At 37.6% G+C, this 19,213-nt stretch carries 16 protein-coding genes; 2 read left to right on the top strand and 14 right to left on the bottom strand.

What is annotated here, in order from left to right; genetic code table 11:
- Positions 1 to 94 precede the first annotated feature (94 nt).
- Positions 95 to 931, top strand: a complete 837-nt coding sequence (locus ODE14_RS15040; RefSeq protein ID WP_248389036.1) for a GLPGLI family protein — start codon at positions 95 to 97, stop codon at positions 929 to 931.
- 53 nt (positions 932 to 984) lie between these two features.
- Here the strand turns inward: ODE14_RS15040 and ODE14_RS15045 are convergent, their stop codons facing one another.
- The 13 genes from ODE14_RS15045 to ODE14_RS15105 all read right to left on the bottom strand — a co-directional run bounded on the left by ODE14_RS15045 (position 985) and on the right by ODE14_RS15105 (position 17,069).
- Entirely contained in the window at positions 985 to 1,836 is an 852-nt protein-coding gene (locus ODE14_RS15045) for a neutral zinc metallopeptidase (RefSeq protein ID WP_263602019.1), read from the bottom strand.
- A gap of 76 nt (positions 1,837 to 1,912) precedes the next feature.
- Positions 1,913 to 3,997 (bottom strand): LTA synthase family protein, encoded by a 2,085-nt coding sequence (locus tag ODE14_RS15050; RefSeq protein ID WP_263602020.1) that lies wholly within the window; start codon positions 3,995 to 3,997, stop codon positions 1,913 to 1,915.
- 222 nt (positions 3,998 to 4,219) lie between these two features.
- A complete protein-coding gene (ribH, locus tag ODE14_RS15055; RefSeq protein ID WP_263602021.1) occupies positions 4,220 to 4,738 on the bottom strand; it encodes a 6,7-dimethyl-8-ribityllumazine synthase in 519 nt (172 codons plus the stop codon).
- Positions 4,739 to 4,741: 3 nt separating this feature from the next.
- On the bottom strand, positions 4,742 to 5,449 hold the full coding sequence (locus ODE14_RS15060) for a tetratricopeptide repeat protein (protein WP_248389030.1): 708 nt from the start codon (positions 5,447 to 5,449) through the stop codon (positions 4,742 to 4,744).
- Between the two features lie 227 nt (positions 5,450 to 5,676).
- Positions 5,677 to 6,213, bottom strand: coding sequence for an adenine phosphoribosyltransferase (locus tag ODE14_RS15065; protein ID WP_248389028.1), 537 nt, complete (start codon positions 6,211 to 6,213; stop codon positions 5,677 to 5,679).
- A 2-nt stretch (positions 6,214 to 6,215) separates the two neighbouring features.
- The gene (locus ODE14_RS15070) at positions 6,216 to 7,409 is read right to left on the bottom strand and encodes a hypothetical protein (RefSeq protein WP_263602022.1); all 1,194 of its coding nucleotides are present in this window, start codon (positions 7,407 to 7,409) and stop codon (positions 6,216 to 6,218) included.
- Positions 7,410 to 7,459: 50 nt separating this feature from the next.
- Positions 7,460 to 8,473, bottom strand: coding sequence for a hypothetical protein (locus ODE14_RS15075; RefSeq protein ID WP_263602023.1), 1,014 nt, complete (start codon positions 8,471 to 8,473; stop codon positions 7,460 to 7,462).
- A gap of 145 nt (positions 8,474 to 8,618) precedes the next feature.
- Positions 8,619 to 9,950, bottom strand: coding sequence for a quinol:cytochrome C oxidoreductase (locus ODE14_RS15080; RefSeq protein WP_248389022.1), 1,332 nt, complete (start codon positions 9,948 to 9,950; stop codon positions 8,619 to 8,621).
- An 8-nt stretch (positions 9,951 to 9,958) separates the two neighbouring features.
- The gene (locus ODE14_RS15085; RefSeq protein ID WP_248389020.1) at positions 9,959 to 10,696 is read right to left on the bottom strand and encodes a c-type cytochrome; all 738 of its coding nucleotides are present in this window, start codon (positions 10,694 to 10,696) and stop codon (positions 9,959 to 9,961) included.
- Positions 10,689 to 11,210 carry a DUF3341 domain-containing protein gene (locus ODE14_RS15090; protein WP_066435200.1) on the bottom strand — a complete coding sequence of 174 codons (522 nt, stop codon included), beginning with the start codon at positions 11,208 to 11,210 and terminating at the stop codon, positions 10,689 to 10,691. Before ODE14_RS15090 ends, ODE14_RS15085 begins: the two co-directional genes overlap by 8 nt.
- Positions 11,197 to 12,594 (bottom strand): NrfD/PsrC family molybdoenzyme membrane anchor subunit, encoded by a 1,398-nt coding sequence (nrfD, locus tag ODE14_RS15095; RefSeq protein WP_090000552.1) that lies wholly within the window; start codon positions 12,592 to 12,594, stop codon positions 11,197 to 11,199. Before nrfD ends, ODE14_RS15090 begins: the two co-directional genes overlap by 14 nt.
- A gap of 25 nt (positions 12,595 to 12,619) precedes the next feature.
- Entirely contained in the window at positions 12,620 to 15,679 is a 3,060-nt protein-coding gene (locus ODE14_RS15100; protein WP_263602024.1) for a TAT-variant-translocated molybdopterin oxidoreductase, read from the bottom strand.
- A gap of 22 nt (positions 15,680 to 15,701) precedes the next feature.
- Positions 15,702 to 17,069: a c-type cytochrome gene (locus ODE14_RS15105; protein ID WP_263602025.1), complete on the bottom strand. Its 1,368-nt coding sequence runs from the start codon at positions 17,067 to 17,069 to the stop codon at positions 15,702 to 15,704.
- A 184-nt stretch (positions 17,070 to 17,253) separates the two neighbouring features.
- Between ODE14_RS15105 and ODE14_RS15110 the strand changes: the two genes are divergently transcribed.
- Entirely contained in the window at positions 17,254 to 17,793 is a 540-nt protein-coding gene (locus ODE14_RS15110; protein WP_263602026.1) for an SPOR domain-containing protein, read from the top strand.
- Between the two features lie 96 nt (positions 17,794 to 17,889).
- On the opposite strand, the gene ODE14_RS15115 is transcribed toward ODE14_RS15110, so the two are convergent.
- Entirely contained in the window at positions 17,890 to 19,164 is a 1,275-nt protein-coding gene (locus tag ODE14_RS15115; protein ID WP_263602027.1) for a DUF6080 domain-containing protein, read from the bottom strand.
- Positions 19,165 to 19,213: the final 49 nt, after the last annotated feature.

The raw sequence follows: 19,213 nt of genomic DNA on the forward strand, positions 1-19,213 counted from the left end.
TATATAAAAATTAGCGATTTTATTTTATCAATTTTTATTATTGATGGCTTTAACTTTGCAAAGATTTTAAAATCCAAACTATAAATTTACCTTAATGAAAAAATTAGGAATCATCGTTTTGTCATTGTTTATGCAGACTATTATAGCGCAGACTAACAGATTTGTGTATCAGGTAACCATGAAGCCGGACGCATCTGACAAAAATGATATTAAAACAGAAAATGCATATCTTGATATTTCTCCGGAAAAATCAGTGTTTTATTCTGAAAACAGGATCAAAAGAGATTCTGTTATACAGGCTGCCATGCAAAGTGGTGGAGCAAGAGGATTCAACAGAGATCAGATGCAGAGTCTGAGATCCATTATCAATTATTCTATAGAAAAAGATAAAAAAAGTCAGAAGATGATTTTCAAGGACAGAATAGGAAGAGATGTTTACACCTATGAGGAAGACAGACCTATCAGCTGGAAAATATTTCCCGAAACCACAAAAATAGGCGAGTATAAAGTACAGAAAGCGGAAACTGATTTCGGAGGAAGAAAATGGACGGCCTGGTTTACTACGGATCTGCCTTATCAGGACGGGCCATATAAATTCGGAGGACTTCCCGGGCTTATTGTAAAGGTAGAAGATGATAAAGACGAATATTCTTTCGACCTGATGAAAAATTATAAAATTGCTGATTTTCCCACATTAAATCAATTCGGGAATACTATTAAAGTAAAAAGATCCGATTATGTAAAGCAGCAGAAAAAATTCATGGAAGATCCTATGTCTTTTATGAGTCAGGGCGGAGGAATTAGTGCACCAATGAGAGTTGGTGGTGGTAACCGTGGCGGCGGCGGAAATCCTGCGGAAATGAGAAAAAGAATGGAAGAACGGGTAAAAGAAGAAGCCAAGAAAAACAGTAACCCAATCGAATTGCAATAAACAAAGCCCCGAAGAAAATCTTCGGGGCTTTTAATTTTTTAGGTTAATTTTATTTATCTCAACAGCTGGTTGAAAGTATCCCCCTGTCTGATATCTCCGGTGTTGTATCCTTTCATGAACCATTCTTTACGCTGAGCGGAAGAACCGTGTGTAAAGCTTTCCTGGTTTACATATCCCTGAGATTTTTTCTGGATGTTGTCATCTCCAACAGCTTCTGCGGCATCAATGGCAGACTGAATGTCTCCCGGTTCCAGAATGTGTTTTTCAGCATCTGTTCTTTTGGCCCAGAGTCCGGCGTAAAAATCCGCCTGCAATTCCGTGGCAACGGAAACCCTGTTCATTTCTGCTTCGCTGTATTGCCCGCTTCTTCGCATCTGATCTACTTTTTGGGTTGTTCCCAAAAGCGTCTGAACATGATGGCCAACTTCATGGGCAAGTACATATGCAACTGTAAATTCGGTTACTTTGGCGCCGAATCGTCGCTCAAGTTCATTAAAAAAGGTCATGTCCATATATACAGACTGGTCTGCCGGACAATAAAAAGGACCCATTGCAGCCTGAGCGGTTCCGCATCCGGATTGTGTTGTGCTTTCGAAAAGTACGATTTTCGGGGGTTCGTAGGTCATTCCGTTTTCACTGAACACCTGCTCCCAGGTAGTGGTATTCCATTTTCCCATCATATCTACCATTTCCCCGATTTTTCTTTCTTCTGCCGAAAGTTCCCGCTGTTCGGTTGTTGCTTGCCCGGAACCGCTTCCGGAAGAAAGTATGGAAGAAGGGTCTCCTCCCAGGAAAAAAATGATGGCAGCAATGATCAAAGTTCCCAATCCGCCTCCCACAACGGCTCCGCCGCCTAGTCCACGCCTGTCTTCCACGTTGCCGCCTCTGTCGTCAGTCCATCTCATAGTTGTATTATTTTGTGATATATAAATTTAAAGATTTAAAATGTATTTTTTATGGATGGAGCAATATTTTTACCAATTACCGGTTGAGCTGGTTTTTTTTCAGCCAGTAAGAAGTTGACTGATATGCAGAAATGGTCTGTTCAATAAGTTTTTTATTCTGAAGGTTTCCTTTCACATATTTTTCATCATAATACAGGTTGAATTCCGGAGTAAGGCTGTTTTTTTGCTGTGTTAAAGCATATTGCTTAATCTTTTTTACCGGTGAAATGATGGTTAAATAATTATCTTTAATAAGGCCTAAATCTTCATAAGTAGCGACATACGCTTTCGGCTGAAACTCTTTTGAAAATACATCCTGCCCTAAAAATTTTGTCTGATAATTAAAATTAAGCAGACCTAGAAGCGTAGGCATTACATCAATCTGCGACATGGTCTGTGTAAACTTTTGCGGCTGAATAAATCCTTCAGAAAAAATCATTGCAGGAATTTTGTATTTATCCATCGGAAGTTCTGTATCTCCTGCGCTTGAAGCACAATGGTCTGCAATGATTACAAAAACCGTATTGGCATACCAGTCTTGTTTTTTAGCCATTTCAAAGAATTTTCTGAGAGAATAATCGGTATATTTTACGCCGCCTTCCCGTGATTTCGCATCACCAGGAATGTCTATTTTACCGTTAGGATAAGTAAAAGGACGGTGGTTGGAAACCGTCATCCAGTGATTAAAAAACGGTCTTCCGGATTTCGCTTCAGCATTCATGGTCTGAATTGCTTTTTTAGCCATATCTTCATCTGCAACGCCCCAGACATTGGCAAAGGAAATCTCGTCCGGTTTAAAATTATTTCTGTCAACAATGGTGTAGCCATTTCCTTCATAAAAATCTTTCATATTATCAAAGTAGCTATAGCCGCCATATAGGAATTTAACATCATAACCTTTTGATTTGAAAACACTTCCTGTTGTGAATTTATTTTTATTGTTTTCTCTTTTAATGATGCTTTCACCGGCAGTAGGCGGGATACAGAGTGTAAGCGCTTCAAGTCCGCGAACGGTTCTGTTTCCTGTAGCGTAAAGATTAGTAAACATCAGAGATTTATCTGCAAGACTATCCAGGAAAGGGGTTATTTTCTGTGTGTTACCATAATGTGCCATAAAATCTGCCGATAAACTTTCAATGGAAATCAAAACGACGTTTTTCTTCAATTCCGGTTTTCCGGGTTGAATATTTCTTTTTAAAACAGGCTGTGCGTACTGGCTCAGAAAAGTGTTTTCTGCAATCTGCTGGTTAATCTGAGGATAAAACTGAAAATAATCCAGTTCATTATGGGTAAAAGCCCAATAAAATTTTGGCAATCCGTTGGCCTGGATTTCTTCCTCAAAAACATTATCAGATTTCAATTTTGTGGTAAAACTTAATCCTAAAATACTTATTGCTACCAAAATGCAAAAAGAACCTAATAAGATGATCTTCTGTTTAATATTCGGAAGGTTTAGAAGTTCAGTTTTAGTTTTTTTATAAATATAAACCGTAAATACAACTGCCAGTGCAAATATGGCCAGAAATAAAGGAACAACAGGGTAGCTTTCCATGATATTTCCGATTACTTCGTTTGTATAGATAAGATAGTCTACAGCAATAAAATTATATCGTAATCCAAACTCATTATAAAAAAAATATTCGCTCACGGCATTAAAAATAATAAGCAGGACGTATAGGAAAATAGTAAGGAAATACATTGAATTTCTGATCTTTACCCGCTTTTCGGGAAGGAAGAGCATTAGGCTGAAGACAATGATTTTAAGTCCGATAAAAGCCATCGCGATTTCAGCAACTGATCCTCCGTATTGCTTAAAAATATTATCCGGAATGAGAAGTATATATAAAAATAGCAAACACAACAGGCCGAGGATGATATAACCGTAAGGTTTCTGATATTTCGAGTCTGATAAAAACAGAAAATAAAGGGCCAAAAAAGGACATGTTATGATGAACACCAATATATCATTCAGGATTCCGACCATCATAATTTGCAATAGGTCTAAAAAACCGAAATCTGCTGTGGTAATAGGGTGAAATACAAAAACAATTCTCAGTATGAATGAGATTGCAAGATAGAATATGCCTAAATAAAGAAACGGCTTAATTTTTTGAAACAACATCTGTATTTATTAAATGTTAATTCCTGCAAATTTAGCAATTGGGAGTAATTCTTTATTATGAAATCTTAAAATTTGAAAATAATTGTGAAATTTATAATTATTTAAAATAAAATTAAAAATGTAATATCTGCCAAAATCATAATTTAAATGAGTTTTTTGATATTTAGATAAAAGAAAAGGACCGTTTTCACGATCCTTACATATTAAAAGAAGTTAAATTAATTATGAATGGCCGAAACCGATATTTCCTTTTTTACCGGATAAGTTCTTTTTAAAATCAATCATCCTTAATGCAGTAACTGCTGCTTCAACCCCTTTATTTCCAAGATCTCCGCCACTTCTCGCGATAGATTGCTCTTTGGTATCATCAGTAAGAACGCAGAAAATGGTAGGGGTATCGGTAAGTATATTACAGTCTTTGATTCCCTGGGCAACTGCTGAACAGACATAGTCAAAGTGAGGAGTTTCCCCGCGGATTACACAGCCAATGGCAATCACTGCATCATATTTACGTTCTTTACAAAGCTGCATGCTTGCATAATTCAGTTCGAAAGCACCGGGAACGGGGAAAAGCTTAATATTTTCAGGCCGTACTCCTTCTTTCTGAAGGATTTCCAATGCCGCATCGCGAAGATTGTAAGTTACAAAATCATTCCACTCAGAAAAAACAATGCCGATTGAAAATTCATCGGCATTGGTTATATGAAGTGGCTTATAATCAGAAAGATTAACTGTTGCCATTATTTAGTAATATTTAGTCATTTCAATATAAGAGTCAGACATTCCGTTGTCGTAGTCCTGATATTTTTCATCAATTGTAGCAAAATATTTTTTAGCTTCAGCTTTTTTGTTAAGACCTAAAGCCAGAATACCTGCCTTTCTTGTGAAGTAATACATTGTATACGGATCGTCTGAAGCAGAAGCTGCTTTATCCAGCAATTGCAAAGCATCGTCATTTTTGTTGAGGCCAGACTGTGCATCAGCCATTGCTCCGTATTTCATCGCCATCAAAGTTTTGTTGTCTGATGAAAACTTGTCCAGAAGATCATATGCTTCCTGGAATTTTCCTTCTTTGAATTTCAAAAGTCCCGCGTTATACGCAGAAAGCTTACCAATATCAGTTGCGGAATATTCATTATAGGTTCCCAGGAAACCAGGGTTTGCAGCAGATTTACCACCTAGTGCCTCCTTATCTTTTCCTTCAGTAAGATTTTTCTGAGCGGCAAGGAAACTTTTTACAGCTTCAGCGTTTTTAGGAGTCACCACAAATTGTTTGTAAGCGAAGAATCCCAGAACGCCTAAAACAAGCACCCCGAAAGCAATACCCAATGGTTTTGAATATCTCTCAATAAATCTTTCGGTGTTTAAAGCTTCTCTGTCAAGATCTTTAAAAAACTCCACTGTTTCTTTACCTTCTTGCTCGTTTTGAGCATTCTTTGTAATTTTTGCCATAAATTGTTAAAAATTGAAATGCAAATTTAATTGTTTCTGAATGATTTACAAAATACTTTGTGTGTATTGTTGATTTTTATTTAAACAAATAAGCTGAATGATGAATTGTTGAGCATGAATTTAATAAAAAATGCTTCGGAAAGCTCAGTGTGACAACGCATAATTTAACGTTAAGTGAATATACATAGTATTCATACTGAGCCTGCCGAAGCAACGATTTTTTAAGTCTAATATTTTAAAATATGATAAACTTCTGCATTAAATTTCTCTAATTTTTCTTCTCCCTTAAGGTCTTTCAGGCCAATCAGAAAGCTGAATTGGGATACGATTGCTCCTTGCTTTTCTACCAGCTTTGCTGCCGCTTCCGTAGTTCCTCCTGTTGCAAGAAGATCATCATGAATAAGAACTTTTTGTCCCGGCTTTATTTGTCCTTCACGTGTTTCGATGACAGCGCTTCCGTATTCAAGGTCGTATTTTTCCGAAATAACCGGCGGAGGAAGCTTTCCGGATTTTCTTATCAAAATAAAAGGAACTTCCAGGGCAACAGCAATGGCAATCCCGAAAAGATAACCGCGGCTTTCGATTCCGCAAACAGCATCCACTTTCCCTTTGCTGAAAGCTACGAGATCTGCAATGACATCTTCATACAATTTAGGATCTAAAAAAATTGGTGAAATGTCTTTAAACTGAATTCCCGGAATCGGAAAATCTGGTACATTTTCTATCGTTTCTTCCAGTTTCCTGATGAGTTCTTGTGATGCCATTTTTAAGGATTGATTTTATAACTGGAAATTTTCCATTCACCATTTACATTTTTTAATCCGAAAGTTGCTTTCAACGAAGTTGTTCTTCCGTTTTTATCTGTAACGTCGTAGGTTGCATTTACACTTGCCACATTGGTATTAGAAAGATTCGTGGTGATATTTTTCACACTCACGGTTTTCACTGATCCGAAACCTGAAGTAGGGTTGGAAAACGATTCATAGCTTCCCCAGCTTGGATTGCTTGAAGCGCCGTATGCCGCCTTTAAGTTTTGCGAACTTACATTATTCAGGAAACCGGATACTACGTTTTTAGGATCTGCAGCGGGCTGTTTTGGAGTAGCCGGCGTTGTTGCCGTTGCATTCGGATCCGTTGACGGAACTGTTGAGCCCGGATTGTTCGGATCAATTACTGCAGGATCCTGGTTTACAGCCATCGAATCTACAACCACCGGAGCAGGAACTTTTAATAATAAAGGATTTACATCTAATCCTATTTTTGTCATTTTGAATATTTTGGCCGTCGTCTTAACCGATACGGTAATATCAATTTTATTATCAACGACTTTCGCTGCCGGAATGGAAGAAAATTTTAAATTAAATCCTTTAAAATTATTATCCTGCATTAGGTTTTTTGCCGTTGAAAGTTTCACCCCATTACTGAAAACTTCAAGAGTTACTTCCAATCCTGCACCTGTGAAGGAAACCGGATTTCCGGCATTGTCCACAAGTCTGGGAACGATCTGGATGGCAGTTGATGCCCCAGTTCCGTCGTCGCCTGTAGGTCTTGTGATGATGCTCAAAGCATTTGCTTTTACATCATTAGGATCACTTTCTTTTGCTTTATCGTCACCGAAAATATTCATTTCTCCTAAAGAAGGAGGGGCATTGCTGGCCCATTCGATGCCGTTTTTCTGTGCTACCTGATCGGCCATTGCCATAATTTCAGGAACTTTTTTGCCGTTGATTAGCTGGCCTAATGCTTTTAGTTCTGCAACATCGCCATCGGCTTCCACTCCGAACGTCTTTAAAATATAAAGTGCTTCATTAAACTTAATCTGTTTAATGGTTGGAAGACTTGCCGTCATATCATTGATACTCGACTGTAAAGTTTTCGTGTTGGTGGCATCTACTGAATCTTTTTTGCATGCTGTAAAAAGCAACAAACTGAAAATTAGCAGAAAAGACAACTTTTTCATTTTTTTCCGTTTGTCACAAATTTACTAAAACGTTTATTAATAGAGGATTTTTATTTTATATTTTGTTTTTCCTTTAATTTATCTCCGAAATATGAACTAAAAACGGACTGCATATTCGGGAAATCCGTGCTTTCCCAATAAGTTGTGGTATAGCTGCTGTTTTTTAAATCAAACTTATTTTTTTCGGATACATTTTCATCTCTGAAGTCTAATTCCGTTGGATAGAAATTTTTGTAAACAATAAGTTGATTATAGTCTGGTTCACTTTTGTGTTTAAGTTTAAGGAAACCAATTTCATTGAATTCCAACAAATCCCTAAGCGTTTTCTGAGTGTCTTTTTCATATGCAGCATTGATGATATTTTTAACATCATAGAAGCGGTATCCAAAAAATGCAAATTCTTTTTCCTGTAATGCTTCGCCTGTGATTTCAATCTCGTCCTTCTGCTGGCCTTTAAGTTCTTTAATCACGGAATTTCTCTTTTTGTACTCCAGTATATTTCCTACTTCTTTCATTTCGGGAAGTCTTAGCAAAGCCTGATAATCCCACATGCCCGTTTGCTTTTTCTCAAAGACCGCATCTTCCAGTCTGTAGATTCGGTATTGCTCCACGGTGGCGCCTTTCATTTTTTTTGTTTTATTGTCGAAAATATAGGTAACAATTCCGTCTGCGTAACAATTGAGTTTGTTATTTACGGTGACATAGGCATTAAAATTACCTTTTACAAAAATATATTTTGCAGGTTTGTTATTTTTTATGACAACCGGTTCAATATTTCGGATTTTGTCATCAACCTTAATCACTTCTTTTTCAAAATCAGCATATGATAATGTGGCCATTGAGAAATTGTCATAGACCAGCTGAAATTTTTCCTGGTCCGGCTTTATCAGATTTTTGTCGATCTTTCCATCAATATCAGAATAAGCAACAATACTTCCGTCTTTTCCGAATACCGAAACTTTAGGCAGTGGCTTATTGGTTTTTTCAGAAATAAAAGTAATGGTTTGTGAACTTAAAAAATTGAATGCTAATGTTAAAAATAATAATAGAAAGCTTTTCTTCATGGTTTTAAAATTTAATTTGAATACTGTTTATATTTAAAAGACAATAAAAATTAAAAAAGGTTGCATGGAAATGTAATTTTTTTAAAAATAAAAAAAAGACTGATCATTACGATCAGTCTTTCAATTTTATCTTGTAATAAATTCCTTAGAAAGGATATTCATAAATTTCAGATTCATGTAAATAAGGGTTTCCTGTAGGGATTAATTTAAGTTTAGATAATGCAGAAAGCACAGTAAACATAAATAATCCAACTACGAACAGGATTGCTCCTAAGATCAGGATGAATACTTCAGGAGTTTTCCAGTATGGTCCTACTGTTCCTGGCATTACCATGTTGAAGTAATCTAAAATGTGTCCGCAGATAACCACTATTGCCATTATTGTAACTACTTTATAGTTTCTTTTGATGCTGCTGCTTACTAATACCAATAGCGGTAATAAGAAGTTTACGATCAGCATTGGTAAGAAAGTAGGAGAGTAGTGCTGGAATCTTCCGAAGAAATAATTAACCTCTTCCGGAATGTTCGCATACCAATATAACATAAACTGTGCAAACCAGGTATACGTCCAAAGCATACTTGTTGCGAAAAGGAATACTCCTAAATCGTGTAAGTGATTGTCATTGAATTGTGGCAGGAACCCGTTTTTCTTTAAATAAACACTTAAAAGAATGATTACCGCAATACCACTTGAAAGGCAGCTCACCATTGAATACCAGATATACATCGTAGAGTACCAGTGAGGGTCAATAGACATCAACCAATCCCAAGCCCAAGCAGCAGAAGCAAATCCGAAGAATGCAATATATCCTACCGCCCATCTGTACAACATCTGGTAATCTACTTTTGATTTGGTTTCGTCTACTTTTTTAGACTGAGCTTTCAGTTTCCAAGCGAAGAACGAAGCACCTAAAACATAGATAAATGTTCTAACAGCATAGAAAGGAATATTTAGGAAGATTCTTTTTTCAAATAAGATCACATCAAAATGAGCAGAGTTCGGGTCTGTCAATTCAGGATCCATCCAATGAAAAAGGTGTCCTTGGTGTGTAATGTTTAAAAGCATTAAAATGATCAGAATAGCACCACCGTAAGGAATATAAGAAGCAATAGCTTCCATTACTCTTGTAATGATAATTGGCCATCCTGCGTGTGCAGCATGCTGGATAGAATAAAAGAATAATACGCAGCAGCTCACTCCGAAGAAAAATACAGCTACAAAATGTATTGCCGCTAAAGGCTGGTTATGTACCTGAAGAGTAGCATGCTCCAAATGAGCAGCGTGATCCTGAGGACCAACCATTTCACTAGAATGTGTAGGAGCAGTATGACCAGAAGCGTTAACAGCTTCCATCATGTGTTCTATTTTCTCGGCAGAGATTCCTTTGTTTAAAAAGAAACCAATACCAAAAAGAACTAAACCTACAACAAGAAGGATTATAGAAGTTGATTTTAATTTTGGTGAAAAACTATACATTTCTTTTCTTATTTTTTAGTTTCGGTAGTCTTTGTTTCAGTAGTTGCCGGTGCTGCTGCTGTAGTCGACGCCGGTGTAGCCGTTCCCGCTGCAGGTGTTGCAGTGGCAGGTGCTGCAGCTCCTTTTTTAAAGGCATTCATTACATACATGGCCACTCTCCATCTGTCTCCAGCGTTTAATTGCCCTGCATAAGATCCCATTGCGTTTCTACCGTTTGTGATTACATAATGAACAGATCCTACAGTAATTTCCCTATCGGCGTAGTTTGGTACACCGGAGAAAGCTCCGGACTGTACGATAGGTCCCTGTCCGTCTCCACCTACACCATGACAAGCTGCACAGGTATGTTCAAATAATATTTTCCCTCTCTCCAGATCCTTTGCAGAGTTTGCAGGATTTAAAGGAGAATTGGTCATTGTTTTTGAAGCATCATAACCGGCATTATATTCATCAACGGTTTTCGGAAGCAATCCTTCTTCAAAAACACCATCTTTATTTTGAGGAACAGATCCTTCTACAGGAGAAAGGCCTGTTGCCCCGTTATTTTTTACGAAAGCAGGAATTTCATTTTCATGATCTGAATAAGCATCCTGAGCTTTCATCAATGGATCGTAAGCTACCGGGAAATACATGTCCGGGAAATATACTAACGGTGTATTTTCTTTTGGCCCGCAAGAGTTAAGTAAAACTGTTGTTAAACCTAAAACTGCTGTAATTTTTAATACATTCTTTTTCATTTTAAGCATCTTTAACAGTTATTTCTTCAACTCCGGTTTCAATAAGCAACTGTTTTACAGATTCTACATCATCAGTTACAAATTCCATCATAAATTTATCATCCGTTGTTCTCGGGTCCGGGTTTTGTGCAGGCGCTCCGGGATACATTTTGTTTCTTACCAGGAAAGTTAATGACATCATGTGAGCGGCACAAAATACCATAAGCTCAAACATTGGTACAACGAATGCCGGCATATTGTGTCCCCAGTCAAAAGCTGGTTTACCACCGATATTCTGAGGCCAGTCGTGGTTCATCACATACCAGGTTAAAGTAGCTCCAATCGTTACTCCATAAAGAGCGTAAAGAAAAGCGGCATCAGAAATTCTTGTTTTCTTTAACCCTAAAGCTTTGTCAAGCCCGTGAACCGGGAACGGAGTATAAACTTCGTTGATTGCGATTCCTTTATCGTTGAATGCCTTAACGCCGTTCATTAAATCGTCGTCGTCAGCATAAAGTCCGTATACAATTTTAGTGGTGCTCATCTCCTTCTTTTGCTTTATAAGTTTCACCTGAGATTTTCAAAATCGATTTTAATTCGGCCTGTGCAATTACAGGGAATGTTCTTGCATATAATAAGAATAATACAGAGAAGAATCCGATTGTTCCTAAATATACACCCACATCAATGATCGTTGGCTTAAACATGGTCCAAGATCCTGGTAAGTAGTCTCTTGAAAGGTTGATTACGATGATGTCAAAACGCTCAAACCACATCCCGATGTTGATGATTAATGCAACAATGAATGTCCAGATAATATTCGTTCTCAATTTCTTGAACCAGAATGAAGCAGGAACAACAAGGTTACAGATAATCAATGACCAGAATGCCCACCAGTAAGGTCCAACAGCAGCACCCGGAGAAAGATAAGTGAAATCTTCAAATCTTGATCCTGAATACCATCCGATGAAATATTCTGTAGCATAGGCCACGGTTACCATACCACCTGTTAAAATAATTACGATGTTCATAATTTCGATATGATACATAGTGATATAATCTTCAAGGTGACAAACTTTTCTTGCAACCAATAATAACGTCTGTACCATCGCGAATCCTGAGAAGATCGCACCGGCAACGAAGTAAGGAGGATAGATCGTAGAGTGCCATCCTTTAATTACTGACGTGGCGAAGTCAAAAGATACGGTAGTGTGTACTGAGAATACAAGCGGTGTTGCCAAACCTGCTAGAACCAAAGAAAGTTCTTCGAATCTTTGCCAGTGTTTTGCTTTACCTCCCCATCCGAATGCAAGGAATGTATAAATCTTTTTAGTCCAAGGTGTTTTTGCTCTGTCTCTGATCATTGCAAAGTCAGGAATCAATCCCATAAACCAGAATACTGTTGATACCGAGAAATAGGTAGAGATTGCAAATACGTCCCAAAGTAGAGGAGAGTTGAAGTTCCCCCACAGAGAACCGAACTGGTTTGGTAATGGGAATACCCAATATCCTACCCAAACTCTACCCATGTGAATTACCGGGAAGATTGCTGCCTGTACTACTGCGAAGATCGTCATCGCTTCCGCAGATCTGTTTACAGACATTCTCCAACGCTGTCTAAATAATAATAATACCGCTGAGATTAGGGTTCCGGCGTGACCGATACCAACCCACCATACGAAGTTAGTAATATCCCAACCCCAGTTAATAGTTCTGTTAAGTCCCCATGCTCCAATACCTGTTCCGATAGTATAGGCGATACACCCAAATCCATAGATGAATAGAACTAAGGCTGCATATAATGAGATCCACCATAATTTACCTGCTCTTTCTTCGATAGGTCGTGCAATATCTTCCGTGATATCGTGATAAGTTTTGTGACCAATAATCAGAGGTTCCCTTATCGGAGCTTCGTAATGTCCTGACATTTTTTACCTATTTATTATTTAAACTTTATTTTTCTACTCTGTTTCTTACTTTAGTATGATAGAACACGTTTGGCTTGGTTCCGATCTCTTCAAGTAAATAATATCTTCTGTTGTCAGCATATAATTTTCTGACTTCAGATCCTTTGTCATTCATGTCTCCGAACTGGATAGATCCTGTTGTACATGCTTTTGAACAAGCTGTCTGGAATTCTCCGTCTTTCACGATTCTGTTCTCTTTTTTAGCTTCAAGAATAGTCGTTTGAGTCATTTGGATACACATTGAACATTTCTCCATAACCCCTCTTGTTCTTACAACAACATCAGGATTCAGTACCATTCTTCCAAGATCGTTGTTCATGTTGAAATCGAACTTGTCATTCAGGTTGTAGGTAAACCAGTTGAAACGTCTTACTTTGTACGGACAGTTATTTGCACAATATCTTGTACCAATACATCTGTTGTAAGCCATGTGGTTTTGTCCCTGAGAACCGTGAGATGTAGCCGCTACCGGACAAACCGTTTCACAAGGTGCGTGGTTACAATGCTGACACATTACCGGTTGGAAGATCACATCAGGATTATCAGCAGGGTGGTTCAGTGCCCCTCCGTCGCCGAATGCAGTACCATATAATTCAGGAACTGCCATTCCTTCTTTTAATCCCTCATATACTTCTACTTTCTGTCTTGAAGAATAATAACGGTCAATTCTTAACCAGTACATATCTCTGGACATTCTGATCTCTTCTTTTCCTACTACAGGAACGTTGTTCTCTGCCTGGCAGGCAATGATACAAGATCCGCAACCTGTACAGGAGTTAAGGTCGATAGACATGTTGAAGTGAGGCCCGTCCGTATCATCGAAAGCATCCCAAAGGTCAATCTTTCTTGCAGGAAGAGCTCCGCTGATGGTGTGATATTCCAAAGGCTTATTCCATCCTTTGTGCTCATCATCAAATGCTACGTTTAAGAAATCTGCCAAAGGAACTTCTTTAGCAATTTCGTAACGTCCCATTAATGTATTTTGAAGCTGGATCCCTGCGAATTCATGATCTTCACCTGTTTTTTCTAATTTAACATTAGATACCACCAGGTTAGATCCATCGAATAAAGGATATGCATTTACTCCCGTATCAGCTGTTGCTCCTGAATTTTTCTTACCATATCCAAGCGCAAGACCTACTGATCCTTCTGCCTGTCCCGGCTGAATGAATACAGGAACATCTTTTATAGTAACTCCGTTTACCGTAAGATTTACAATAGAACCGTCCAGCTGCATTCTTGCATTAAGATCGTTTTCTATACCTAATCTTTCAGCATCTTTAGGAGAAATTGTCAGGTAATTATCCCAAGACATTCTTGTAATTGGGTCCGGTAATTCCTGAAGCCAAGGGTTGTTGGCCTGAGTTCCGTCTCCCATTGCTGTTTTGGTATATAATACCAATTCTAAATCAGATGCTTTGAAGCCTCCTAATTCAGCTACAGCCTGAGCAGCATTTCCTCCTGCATACGACAATGTTGTTGCATTTGCAGAAGTATTAAATCCGTTATATAAAGCTTTGTTGAATGAAGTTCCTCCTAGTACGGAAGAAGCATTTGCTTTTAAATAATCGTAGTAGTTGTTAGCCGCGTTGTTCTTTCCGTTTTTCCAAACCAATAAAGATTCTTCTATCTGTCTTGATTTGTAGATTTTCTGGATGGTTGGCTGCATTAATGAATATACTCCCGTCTGCGGTTCGATATCTCCCCAAGACTCAAGCCAGTTGGCTACAGGAATTACAGCTTTCGCTGCTTTGTACATTTCATTTTTCTTATCAGCAATAGCAATGACGTAAGGAACCTTTGTTAAAGATTTTTTGAAATCTTCTCCTTTGTGGTATGAGTAAATAGGATCTACATTATTGGCGATCAATACACCAACCTGACCTGCATTTACCCATCCGAGGAATTCCTCGAATCTTGCTTTGTCAAATTCTTTTAATAGGTTTGCTTTACCTGTGAAAGCTGTAGAACCAAGTTTCTGGTTAATAAGGTGTGCTAAAACCTGAGCACCTTTGGAACCGTCGGCAAAAACTACTGCTTTGCTTCCTTTTGTCTGTAATTCTTTAGCAATTTCAGAAGCTGTTTTATCTGAAGTTCCTCCACCAACGATGGCATTGTAAACTTCAACTAAAGTTTTATTTACCTGGCTAGGCTTTAATCTGAATCTTTCGTCAGCGTTAGCACCAGTCAGTGACATGTTTGATTCCACCTGAATGTGTCTCAACATGTTTGGTCCCGGCTTTCTAGCAGCAGCGTAAGAAGATTCTAATCCTCCGCCATTGTAATCTCCTAAGAAATCTGCCTGGAAAGAAACTATCAATTCTGTTCCTCGAAGGTCGTAAACCGGTAATGCTCTTGTTCCGAAAACTTCCTGGGCTGCGTCTAATGCACCAGCATAAGGATAAGCATCATATGTTACTAACTCTGCTGTAGGATATTTAGCCTTAAATTCAGAGAATAATTTTTTGAAAGTAGGGGAAGCAAAAGAATGCGATAATAAAACAATTCTTTTTCCTGCAGCGTTAGCTTCTTCCAGTCCTTTGATAATGTAGCTGTCTACCTTATCGAAAGTTTCATCTTTACCTTCAAATTTAGGTTGCTTTACTTTATCATTGTCATAAAGAGAAAGTACGCTTGCCTGTGCTCTTGCGCTTGTTTTTCCAAGATCTCCTGCAACAGGATTCGGTTCAATTTTAATAGGTCTTCCTTCTCTTGTTTTTACTAAAACACTCGCAAAGTCAAAACCATCGAAATATGTTGAAGCGTAATAGTTTGGAATTCCCGGGATGATTTCATGTGGCTTTACCACATAAGGAATTGTTTTGATAACCGGAGCTTCACATGCAGCCAGTGTAACCGCTGCAGTAGAGAATCCTAATAGTTTTAAGAAATCTCTTCTTGAAGTACTGGATCCGTTTTTTTCAGCATCTCCAAGGAAATCTTCTACCGGAATTTCTTCCTGGAACTCTTTTTGAGCCAGCTTGTTGTTTAGAGCCGGATCTTTAAGTTCGTGAATACTTCTAAATTGTATTTTGTTTGAAGCCATTTATACTTCTAATTTTTAGTTATTAATAATGACATTTACCACACTCAAGACCTCCAATTGCATCTACAGTAATCTTACCACCATCTTTAGGGTATTGTTTTTTCAACTTGTCATGTAGATTCTTGAAGTATTCTTTATTATAACCGTTGTTCATATCAACCTCAGTAGTTCTGTGGCACTCAATACACCATCCCATTGTGAAGTCATTGGCCATCTGAACAACATTCATTGTATCAATTTTACCGTGGCAGGCTTTACATACAACATCAATTTTGTTGTTTGGATTCTTTTTGTTGAAAGAATTAATAATTGCCTGTTCACCTGCTACAACGTGCTGAGCGTGGTTGAAGTAAACGAAGTCCGGCATGTTGTGGATTCTTGTCCATTCAACTGGCTGCGTTTTTCCTGTATACTGTTGTTTTTCAGAATCCCAACCTGTAGCAGCATAAATTTTCTGGATTTCTCCGTCGTAGAATGCCTTGTCTTTTCCTGGTTCCATGTAGTGTTCTGCATTGTACTCGGAAATTGTTCTGTGACAGTTCATACAAACGTTCATAGAAGGAATTTCAGATACTTTACCGTACTTGGCACTGGAGTGACATAGCTGACAGTCAATCTTCTGTTCTCCTGCGTGGATTTTGTGAGAGAAATAGATAGGCTGTTCAGGTTTATACCCTTTGTAAACACCGATCCACATGATCCAGTTCCATACTCCGTATGCTGCCAGTAAAGCCAGAATAGCAATAAGTCCTTTACCGATATAGTGGTATTTTTCGTAAATTTCACGGAAAGATTTTACTCTTGTTTCGTTAAGTCCTGCTAAGTCTTCAGATTGTCCCAGTTTTACTAATTGTCTTAGTTTCAGTAGGATCCAAACCAATAAACCTGCAATCGCTAAAAGTGAAATGATCACCACGTTGGTAGTGGTAGAGCTCTGTGGTGCCGCATTGGCAGATCCTGCATTTGCTGTATTCTTAGCATCATCAGTTTTTGCAGGTTCCGGAGCCGGAGGATTAGTTGTGTATGCTAAGATGTCGTCAATATCCTTATCGGTAAGATTTGGAAAGACCTGCATCTCAGTCTTATTGAATTTTTCGAAAACTTCATTGGCGTATTTGTCACCAGAGGCTCTTAGCTCTTTGTTGTTCTTGATCCATTTGTGAAGCCAGTCTTTTCCAAGCCCCTGTTCGGTATCAAGTCTTGCAACCACACCTTTCAATGCAGGTCCTACGACCTGTTTGTCTAACGCGTGACATGCAGTACAATTCGCTTTGAAAAGTTTTTCTCCGTTTTTAGGATCGCCGTCTTGCCCGTAAATTGAAGCACTGGTTGATAACAATAAGCCTATTGCGATCAACGTTTGTCTATAATGCTTTCTCCAACTAATCATTTAAATTATCTTATGTTAGTAAATATTGAACATTCAATCAATTCGGCAAAAATAATATATTTAACAGGAATTTAACGGTATATAGAAAGGGGAAAATATCATTTACGTTTAATTTGTATTGATTCTAAATAACTCCATTTGGTATAATTTTTTAATTTACCTAAATTTGCGGAAACAAGTTTAAATGAAAAATTTTATTAAAATATTTTCGATAGTATTGTTTGGAGGATTTTATACTCTTGAAGCACAACAAATTGTAAAAAAAGATACCTTAGCCGGGACGGAATTGGTGATGACAATGGATTCTAAGGTAAATGCCGCGCTGGAAAGTATTGAAGACAAGTGTTCAAGAACTACCAGTATGGTTGTTTCGAGTGATGCTGATGATGATTCCGGATCTTTGAGACCGACAAAAATCTATGTTCCGAATAGGGAACTTACCAATGCGGAAATATGCAGAAGAAATCCGAGGATTTTAGGGTATAAGATCCAGATAACCACCGTAAAAAGCAATGATGAAGCTAATGAAGTGAAAGCGTATTTCAGAAAAAGATTTCCCAATCTGAAAGTTGAAACCGACGCATCACTTAGACCAAATTATAAAATTCTTGCGGGAAGTTATTTTACGAAACAAAGTGCTGCCTCTGACCTGTCTAAAGTTAGAGAGTATTTTAAATCGGCAATTGCCGTACAATATAGAATTTTCTGTGCGGAAGCAAAATAATTTAATTTTTGAAATATCGTAAAAAGCTGAGATTATTCTCAGCTTTTATTTTTTTATGCAGTTTTCAAGAGTATAATAGGATAGAATAATGAATTTTTAGTAATATTTATTTAAAAACCAGAAGAATTCTGTCATTCTCAGATAATTATTTGTTAAGGCATAAACAAATAAAATACTAACAACAACGGTTAAGAAAGACAGCATTTTTGGTGATTCTTTGTAGGAGTAAAAGAGCCATCCCAACAATAACGGATAAACAAAAACAAAATGTCCTCCGTAAATGTATGAGGTGTGAAGTCCAAATCTCATAACGCAATGAATCACAATATCAAACAAAAATGAAATCATGAGTACCTGAACCAGCTTATTTTTAAAATTTTTACAATAACTCCAGGAGATAAGAGTCAATAAAACGGCAATGAAAATGTAAGGGATCCATGACGAGTATACGGTCATTATCATGCCTTTATAATGATATCCCATCATATTATGTTTATCCCGGATAATAAAATCCGAAAATAAAATATTTCCGCCAAAAAAATAAGAAAGAATCATATCCCAGGTCGGAGTTGAATTTACATTCGAGAACTTTTCATACTGTTCATTGGTCTTGCTGAATATGTTCTGGTATTTGAAATCAATCCGGTTCAGGTACAATAAAATAAAGCAGATAACAGTAAAAGCTCCTCTTAAAATAGCATTTCCAAACTTTCTCCAGCTGTGAAAGAGTCCTTTTTCAAAAGCAACGGGAATGAATACCTTGGCAATATTGGTTACGGTTAATCCTCCGATTGTAATTCCGGAAAATGCCAGCGCCAATGCGGGTATTCTTTTCTCTTTTTTAAGTTTTATTGCAGAATAGTGATTAAATAAAGTCAGTAAAAATAGGGTATAAGTAAAATTTTCCGGGGTGAAAGACAGCAGGATTGTCGTTGAAAACGCACCGAAAAATAAAATGAGCAATAGACTTAGGATTAGAGGTAGCCTAATGATATTTTTCAGGTACTTGAAGACCTGAAGTACACTTAAACTAACTGCAATATTGCTGAACCACGCGAGGATAAAGCGAAAATCTCCATTCATTTTGCCATCAGAAAAAAGCAACGCCAGCTCGCGGATCCAGTTGAAGAAATAATACGATAAAGGATGTCTTTCGAAGCTTCCTCCGGTCATTACAATGGATTTATTATCGAAGCTGAAATAGGCATCCCAGGGAATTCTGGAGTCAAAAATAATTTTGTAATGTATGGCGATGAAGGATCCTAAATATCCGTAAACAACCAGGAAAAATAACAGAACAAGGAGTTCAGTTCCTGAAGATGGAAATAATAATTTCAGAAATTGGATGAATTTTGTTTTGAATTGAGCCACCAGTTTATTTTTTTCTACAAAAATAAATAAAAAACTCACCCATAAGGTG

Origin of the sequence: Chryseobacterium sp. PET-29 (assembly GCF_025736815.1) — a bacterium.
In the GTDB taxonomy this organism is placed as follows: domain Bacteria; phylum Bacteroidota; class Bacteroidia; order Flavobacteriales; family Weeksellaceae; genus Chryseobacterium; species Chryseobacterium nepalense.

Excerpts from the sequence above, each read along its gene's own strand:
- ODE14_RS15040 (WP_248389036.1), top strand. The coding sequence starts at position 95 with ATGAAAAAATTAGGAATCATCGTTTTGTCATTGTTTATGCAGACTATT.
- ODE14_RS15045 (WP_263602019.1), bottom strand. The coding sequence starts at position 1,836 with ATGAGATGGACTGACGACAGAGGCGGCAACGTGGAAGACAGGCGTGGA.
- ODE14_RS15050 (WP_263602020.1), bottom strand. The coding sequence starts at position 3,997 with ATGTTGTTTCAAAAAATTAAGCCGTTTCTTTATTTAGGCATATTCTAT.
- ribH (WP_263602021.1), bottom strand. The coding sequence starts at position 4,738 with ATGGCAACAGTTAATCTTTCTGATTATAAGCCACTTCATATAACCAAT.
- ODE14_RS15060 (WP_248389030.1), bottom strand. The coding sequence starts at position 5,449 with ATGGCAAAAATTACAAAGAATGCTCAAAACGAGCAAGAAGGTAAAGAA.
- ODE14_RS15065 (WP_248389028.1), bottom strand. The coding sequence starts at position 6,213 with ATGGCATCACAAGAACTCATCAGGAAACTGGAAGAAACGATAGAAAAT.
- ODE14_RS15070 (WP_263602022.1), bottom strand. The coding sequence starts at position 7,409 with ATGAAAAAGTTGTCTTTTCTGCTAATTTTCAGTTTGTTGCTTTTTACA.
- ODE14_RS15075 (WP_263602023.1), bottom strand. The coding sequence starts at position 8,473 with ATGAAGAAAAGCTTTCTATTATTATTTTTAACATTAGCATTCAATTTT.
- ODE14_RS15080 (WP_248389022.1), bottom strand. The coding sequence starts at position 9,950 with ATGTATAGTTTTTCACCAAAATTAAAATCAACTTCTATAATCCTTCTT.
- ODE14_RS15085 (WP_248389020.1), bottom strand. The coding sequence starts at position 10,696 with ATGCTTAAAATGAAAAAGAATGTATTAAAAATTACAGCAGTTTTAGGT.
- ODE14_RS15090 (WP_066435200.1), bottom strand. The coding sequence starts at position 11,210 with ATGAGCACCACTAAAATTGTATACGGACTTTATGCTGACGACGACGAT.
- nrfD (WP_090000552.1), bottom strand. The coding sequence starts at position 12,594 with ATGTCAGGACATTACGAAGCTCCGATAAGGGAACCTCTGATTATTGGT.
- ODE14_RS15100 (WP_263602024.1), bottom strand. The coding sequence starts at position 15,679 with ATGGCTTCAAACAAAATACAATTTAGAAGTATTCACGAACTTAAAGAT.
- ODE14_RS15105 (WP_263602025.1), bottom strand. The coding sequence starts at position 17,069 with ATGATTAGTTGGAGAAAGCATTATAGACAAACGTTGATCGCAATAGGC.
- ODE14_RS15110 (WP_263602026.1), top strand. The coding sequence starts at position 17,254 with ATGAAAAATTTTATTAAAATATTTTCGATAGTATTGTTTGGAGGATTT.